This window comes from Haliea sp. E1-2-M8 (genome assembly GCF_030649675.1).
Taxonomy (GTDB): domain Bacteria; phylum Pseudomonadota; class Gammaproteobacteria; order Pseudomonadales; family Halieaceae; genus Haliea.
This window is the reverse complement of record NZ_JAUTDR010000007.1, coordinates 199,288-206,023: the sequence shown is the minus strand read 5'-3', so window position 1 is coordinate 206,023 and position 6,736 is coordinate 199,288. Positions and strand designations below refer to the sequence as shown.

Annotated in this window: 5 protein-coding genes; all 5 read right to left on the bottom strand. The window is 45.7% G+C overall.

All coding sequences use genetic code 11. The features are described 5' to 3' along the window. Nucleotides 1-359: 359 nt before the first annotated feature. Nucleotides 360-1,367: a glycosyltransferase family 1 protein gene (locus Q6D67_RS08135; protein WP_304705094.1), complete on the bottom strand. Its 1,008-nt coding sequence runs from the start codon at nt 1,365-1,367 to the stop codon at nt 360-362. Nucleotides 1,368-1,383: 16 nt separating this feature from the next. Beyond that, nucleotides 1,384-3,222 carry an asparagine synthase (glutamine-hydrolyzing) gene (gene asnB, locus Q6D67_RS08130; RefSeq protein WP_304705093.1) on the bottom strand — a complete coding sequence of 613 codons (1,839 nt, stop codon included), beginning with the start codon at nt 3,220-3,222 and terminating at the stop codon, nt 1,384-1,386. Between the two features lie 116 nt (nt 3,223-3,338). Then, entirely contained in the window at nt 3,339-4,109 is a 771-nt protein-coding gene (locus tag Q6D67_RS08125; RefSeq protein WP_304705092.1) for a class I SAM-dependent methyltransferase, read from the bottom strand. A 96-nt stretch (nt 4,110-4,205) separates the two neighbouring features. Next, nucleotides 4,206-5,735, bottom strand: a complete 1,530-nt coding sequence (locus Q6D67_RS08120; RefSeq protein WP_304705091.1) for a hypothetical protein — start codon at nt 5,733-5,735, stop codon at nt 4,206-4,208. Further along, the gene (locus tag Q6D67_RS08115) at nt 5,725-6,732 is read right to left on the bottom strand and encodes a hypothetical protein (protein WP_304705090.1); all 1,008 of its coding nucleotides are present in this window, start codon (nt 6,730-6,732) and stop codon (nt 5,725-5,727) included. Before Q6D67_RS08115 ends, Q6D67_RS08120 begins: the two co-directional genes overlap by 11 nt. Nucleotides 6,733-6,736: the final 4 nt, after the last annotated feature.

Below are 6,736 nucleotides of genomic sequence, written 5' to 3'. Positions count from 1 at the left end.
CTTCGACATAAACACTCCTTTTGCCCATTATGGGCTTCTTTGAAGTGTCCGTGGAAGTGGGGTAGAACCCCTTGCACGCATCTGAACACTCCTCCCGAGTGGTAGGCTACCACCTAAAAGCGTATCCAAAATCAGTGAACCACTACAGCTCCGCCGAAAACGCGTAACTCCGCCGCCTTTACGAAAGTTGGAGGCGTCGACGAGAGTCTAAATGATAGCTCGCCCACTTTAATGGCATCTTTTTTACTTAATACCCGCAACTGCGCTCTCTGAAATCCCGCTAATCAACGGATCTTAATGCAGACAATATGGGTACGAATATTTCTGCGCTAGCTAAGATGACTAATCAACAAATAAATCTACTTAGAAGCTTTCTCATCAACCCTATGTATATACCGATATAGCTCCGCATACTTGGCTGCTATAACAGAAATTTTGTATTGTCTAACATTCTTTAAACCCGCTTCGACAAGCTTTTCAACGAGGGATTTAGATTCAAATATCGAATTGACTGCATTTCTGATACTTTCTTCATCATAGGGGTCCACGTAGTAGGCGCCCTCTCCACCCACCTCTGGCATAGAATAGCAGTTGCTAGTGATTACAGGACGCCCTATTGCTTGCCCCTCAAGAATAGGCAGCCCAAACCCTTCGTACAATGACGCGAACATTACCAAGTCACATTTTCGATAGTGATCTATTACAGATTTGCGCGATATTCCATAGTGATTCTCAAAGAAAATTTCGTTTTCCTCCAGCGCGACATACTGCTTCGAAGTCAGCTTTCCAATTATCACAAGTTTACAGCACAACCCTCTTAATGCGACTGCAACCCTTTCAATATTTTTATTTTCCGTAGTGCCAACTTGCAAAATAACCGGACAGGTAGAATCAAATGATTTTCGTGAAAACTTAAATTCTGGAGAAACAAAATCTGGAATAATGATTATAGGCCAATTTCCTTTTCCGAGATGCTTCAACAGTTCTCTTTTTGCTGACTCGGATATTACCGTTATTGCCGCAGCACGTTTAGCTGGCAACCAGTACCAGAAAAAACGAAACATCCAGTATTTCCAACCACTTAACCGCTCCAACGTGGCACAGTCATGGATAGTAAGTATGGTCTTCCTGCGACTAAGAAAGATGCTCATGAAATGAACATCACCAGTGATGTGATTCACATTCCCCTGATGCCACATTACCCTTATCATTCCTGCGAAACGTGGCCAGATTCCACGGGAAAAATATGGGTTAACATAGGTTTCTACATCAATATCTGCAGGTAGCTCTTTACGAATATCCTCAAAAACCTGCTCTAGGCTGAATCCAAGCCCGTTGGGCTTTCGCACAATTTGCACAACTTTCATAAGCGAGCTAGATCTATCATAGAAGATCGCTCACCAGTGAGTACGCCAAGCGCCTTGACCAATGAGATTTGGGGTCACTCAATGAAGGGATACGACGCCAACTGTCAAGAACTGATGTACTTTTCAGCCAGCGATCCATTGGCAATGAAAATCCCGTTTTCGGCCGGTTTACTACGCTAATAGGCAAAGCCTTTCTGGGAGCGGCCGCCAAGGCAAGCTTCTTTCCCATTCCCTGAGGCCTATTTACCAGCGCAGGCGCAAGTGCAGTCAATAGTGTGGAATCTACCAATGGTGTTCTTAACTCAAGTGAATGTGCCATGCTAGCCCAGTCTGAATCCCGTAATAGCTGATTTCGAAGGTAGAAATTGGCCTCTAATGCGGCGATTGATGCGTAGCCATTACCAATAGAACCTCCGATCGAAGATACGATGAACTCGGGAGGCTGGAGTGCAGCGAGACCCTCTATTGCGAACTCCTCTCCCAGCAGCTCGGTCAGCTCCCAGGGCATAAACAAGCCTCTTTTTGCCAGATATAGGCCAGCATATGAAGCCCCATAACGCACAAGCGCTGCCGCTTTTGCTGGGGCTAAACCATATCTGGCTGCGAATAGCAGTGCCTTCTCCCCTATCATCGCCGCGCCTGGAACTTTTCGCAGAAGAGCTTGTTCTTTCTTCCACTTCGGTAATACATCGAAATGGGAATAGCCCCCAAACAATTCATCACCCCCCACCCCGGACAACACAACTTTCAGACCGGCTTCATGCGCTGCCTTACTAACCAACCAAGTATTGACGCCGTCCACACTAGGTTGATCCATCGCCGTCAGTATGGTGGGCAGATCTCGCTCTACCTCCTCGTCTACAACCCAGCGAGTAATGTGCCTAGTGCCATAACGCTCAGCAACCTGCGAGGAGAGCACCGTCTCATCATTCTGACTGCCCCTGAATTCGTCAAAACCAAGTGTAATGCTCTGAATATCACTAGTTTGCTGCTCGCGCATCAAGCCTACCACAGCACCTGAGTCTATCCCTGCCGATAGAAACGCACCAACGGGCACATCAGCTATTGTGTGATGCCTAATACTATCTACCAGCGCCGCTGTCACCAACGACTGGAAATCACATGGCTGACATATTAGAGGACTGTCAGCTGCTTGGCGCCAAACTTTCGATACGGAGAAAAAGCTCTGGGGCGGGCTAACTCCATTACTGTCCACGTACATGTAACAACCAGATGGAACAGAAAAGATATTTTGATAGACTGTGTATGGCTCAGGGACACTGCCCATCATCAAGAATCCAGTGACCCCCTCAGGACTCGGCGCTTTGGATACTTTTCCTCCAGCCAATATAGCCTTAACCTGTGATGCAAAGCGGAAAAACTTTCCGTCATGCGCAAAGTAAATAGGTTTAATCCCGTAAGGGTCTCTCGCTAGAAATAGGCGCTTCTTCTGATTATCCCAAATCGCAAAAGCATACATACCACGCAACCTACTTAGAACAGAATCACCCCATTCAGCATACCCCTGAAGCAATACTTCTGTATCGCTTTGGGTCTTAAATGACCGGCCCGCGGCGGCAAGTTCCTGTCGTAGTTCACGATAGTTATAAATTTCTCCATTGAAAACAATCGCTAGCCCTTCCTCTGGAATCATCATGGGCTGATTTGCATCTTCATGTAAATCGATAATCGCTAGGCGACGATGCGCAAAGGCCGCTGTTCCACACTCAGAATACCAATAGCCCCCTACATCGGGTCCACGCCTGACCTGATATTCGTTAATAAGATCCAACTCCTTACGATCGATGGAAACAGAACCTCCATGGTAAGAATATATACCCGCGATACCACACATTATGAAGGGATTCCCGTCATCACACTATTTTCACGATACACGCCAATCCGAAGCCTGTTACCGGCCACCATATTTCGTACAGCACACATAAATAACAACTCTACAACTGCCAACACTCAAGCGTCTCGCCTCTTGTGAGCTATAAAAATATCACGGCGATCGCGAGGATCAAGGTGAAAAGCTCTAGCGATTAATCTCGCTAGCACAGTAGGATTTTGTTTTTGGACATTAAAGCGGTCGCCCAACGAGGCTCGTACTCGGCCCAATATTCCGCTGTGAACAGGTGACGGGATTATCTCAACCTGGTAAAAACCAGCCCCACGTAATAATTCCACAATCCAAGCGTCTGGAGTTGGCAGCATTGGTGGAAGATTCTCACACCACTCGTGTCCCTCTGAGGGATATCCAGTTTCAAATACCAACACTTCAGCCTTTTCTGCTAACGCCCTAAGTATCTCCTCTGGCTCCCAGACACTTTCTTCGTTCCAATCATATGCCTTAGAAACGGCCAAGATATGATGAAATACAGAAAGAAAGAATACCACATCAAAACTCGGAAGTTGTCGAATGAAATCCGGCGTAATTCTGCTATGTTCGAAACTAAGATGATTCAGCCCTTTGCTCTGCGAGACTTCAATGTTTCTAGCTATTAATTCGTTATCGCCATCAACACCATGATATAGCTTAATCGTCCCTGCCAAAGAAAACCCGAAGTAACCTCCACTGCAGCCCAAGTCGAGTAAAGACTTACCTCGCAATTCAACAGACTCCATAATCGCGGCTTTGCGCAGATCTACTCGTCGAAGTGAGCGGCTAAAAGAAGCGTTAGATAGCACCTCCTTCGGATCTGGGTGATACTGAAACCGCTCATCGATTGAATTTTTCATTTGTAACGACTCCAAGATCAGTCAATAAGATTGTATTTTTTTAGCGTGTAGCAACAATTGTTAAGGATAAAGACGAACGAAATGAAGTTATCGAGGTCATGTCAAACCAAGTCGCCCGCTGAGCTTTCCCTTATTCTGCTTTACTAGATTTCTAGCCCCTTGTGATCTCGTTATTTTTGGAGCGGAGTAATTTAGAATAGCCAGATAAAGCAGTATAAACATCCCGCCTCGGACAATCCCAGCGGGATAGTGGTGGAATGCCCCGAAGCCCGGCACTGAAAACATGACAAAATATAAACGTGGGAGCCATTGTGATTCACACGCCGCATACACCTCTAATCTCACCAGGAAGAATCTAAAAAGCATTCCCAGCACCAGAGGAATACCTAACCCAAACCATCCAAAATTGTAATAAGCTTCACCAACCCATCCGATACCAATGTTTACTGCGTACATCTCGCCAACCGCCGCCCCCCAAAAGACCTGCGCAAACTCCCTTCCTGGAATAAAAATCGGTTTGCTCGGCCAGAGTAATCTTGGAATAAAGTTAACAAATGCACTGGGGAAAAAAGTACTACCTTCTGCATATGGTATTTTATGCGGAACCTTATCGTATACAACTAAAGCACCCTCCAAAAGAGCGGACATTCTTTCACCAGCTTTTAAAATTTGATTACTGAGGTCCTCGGTGACCCCACCTAAATTAACTTCACTCAGTGTAGTAACTGCGCCGCCAACACTGGCGCCTCTTTCTGCTATTGATTCATAATAAAGAGCTCGGTACGCCGTCGCTAAAGGAGCCAAAACTGTCATCAACACCAAAAAACCGATCAAAAGAGACAGCAGTCCCACTCGCCGATAGCTGTAGTTGTAGACGATCAAGGTATAGAATAGCGGCATAATCATCAACGTTCTCGAACCATCGACAATTCCCGCCAAAATTTCGAGACCTATAATTACGAAAACAAAGAAATTGAAAGGACTGGATACATTATTTCGTCTCGCCCGAGAAAATTTATGTGCCAATAATACGAAAAAAGAAAGTGGCGCGAAAACTGATAGTGGCTGCAATATAGATGAGACGATACCAACTGACTCTCCCAAATCAGCATTCATATGATGTAGGCCTAATCCCCAGGCTACAATTCTCGACAGCCAACCTACAGCGTACAGTGACAAAGCCGATAAAAAGTAATGACTACCGCGACGCCGACTTGTGAAGATCAGTAGTGGAACTGAGGAAGCAATCTTGACGCCAAAGCGAGAGTTATATCCTAGGGAGAACGCGACAAATGACGCAGCTATCAGAAACGATACTATTGGCAAATGCTCTTTAGGTGCCAGTAAACTTCCAATAGAATCAGGACGTATCGAGACCAGAACAGCCGGGATAGCGAACGCAACGACTCCTCCTTTTAAAAGAAAATAATTCATTGGATGGAGTATATTTCTCCCTCCATCTTTGTTATTCAGGACCAAGTAAGAGAATGTCGCCATGAGGAATGGAGCACCAATATTTGGCAAGATGCTTCCGGTAACTGCAAAGAGCAGGATCAAAACGGTCAAAAAAACACCCACACTCGCGACTAATACCCGACCAGTGTGTGAATATGCATTACCGCTCATAGCTGATCCCGCAGTTTACGTCGCCAAGGGCAATACATTTTTCAGAAAGTAAGTGACGTGCTTCTTTAATGCTTTCACCCAGCCTCTCCAACGCGAAGCTAGAGTCGACTATATTAACGTTCCATAAAAGAAGCGCCTCTCGTTCATAAAGATGAATCAAATGCAGCGCAATGAGGTCAACGCTTTTAGGGAGGACCCAAGCAGTAATTCGTTCAAGCTCATCAAAGAAATAGGACAACTCAACACTCGCACGAGCACACAGCAAACCATGATAAAGATAAAACCACACATCATGTGTAACAACACAGCTACGTGAGTATTCCCAGTCGTACAGGACTGGCTTATGACCCTTCGTAAGGGATGTGTTTGACTGCACTAAATCACCATGAACTTTGCTAACGGGCAGGGAATTGAGTCCCATCCGGCTAACCAATTCAGGGATGGATTCTCTCGCTTCATCACTAAAGGGGACAGCTCGATCATTAATAAAGCTTCCGACATCCCACTCCTCTACCCGGTAGAGTTGCTCTACCAAGGCAAGACGAATACGATCCAAATCGTGATAAGAATATGTTCTGGGAGTAACTACGCTCACCCACTCCTCTACATATGCCATATGTGATTCATGAATCTGAAAAATTCGAGGAGACAGCCCTCCAAGCTGCTTTCTGAGTTCGACCTCATCGATAACTGTTAGAAGTGCGCCATCTTTCTGAACTTTACACACTTTTCTACGGTCAGCATCAAAAATCTGCCTACGAGATCCATCGGTATCCCAACGAATCCACCCTCTATGTAATCCCATACTATATGCTGTTGCTAGCGCTTCATCTACCTTCAGCGGAACCGTGGAAGGTAATTCCGGCGACCATAAACCAATCGCGATTTCCCGTAGTTCTCGCTCTTTTATCGCTCTACCTACTAGCCAAAGTATATAACGATGGAGCACATTTGCAGGAACATAGACGCCCGCTTTTCTGAAGTATATTAAGGCCATGCCA

Coding starts and splice junctions, on each gene's coding strand:
- Q6D67_RS08135 (WP_304705094.1), bottom strand. CDS start 1,367: ATGAAAGTTGTGCAAATTGTGCGAAAGCCCAACGGGCTTGGATTCAGC.
- Q6D67_RS08115 (WP_304705090.1), bottom strand. CDS start 6,732: ATGGCCTTAATATACTTCAGAAAAGCGGGCGTCTATGTTCCTGCAAAT.
- Q6D67_RS08125 (WP_304705092.1), bottom strand. CDS start 4,109: ATGAAAAATTCAATCGATGAGCGGTTTCAGTATCACCCAGATCCGAAG.
- Q6D67_RS08120 (WP_304705091.1), bottom strand. CDS start 5,735: ATGAGCGGTAATGCATATTCACACACTGGTCGGGTATTAGTCGCGAGT.
- asnB (WP_304705093.1), bottom strand. CDS start 3,222: ATGTGTGGTATCGCGGGTATATATTCTTACCATGGAGGTTCTGTTTCC.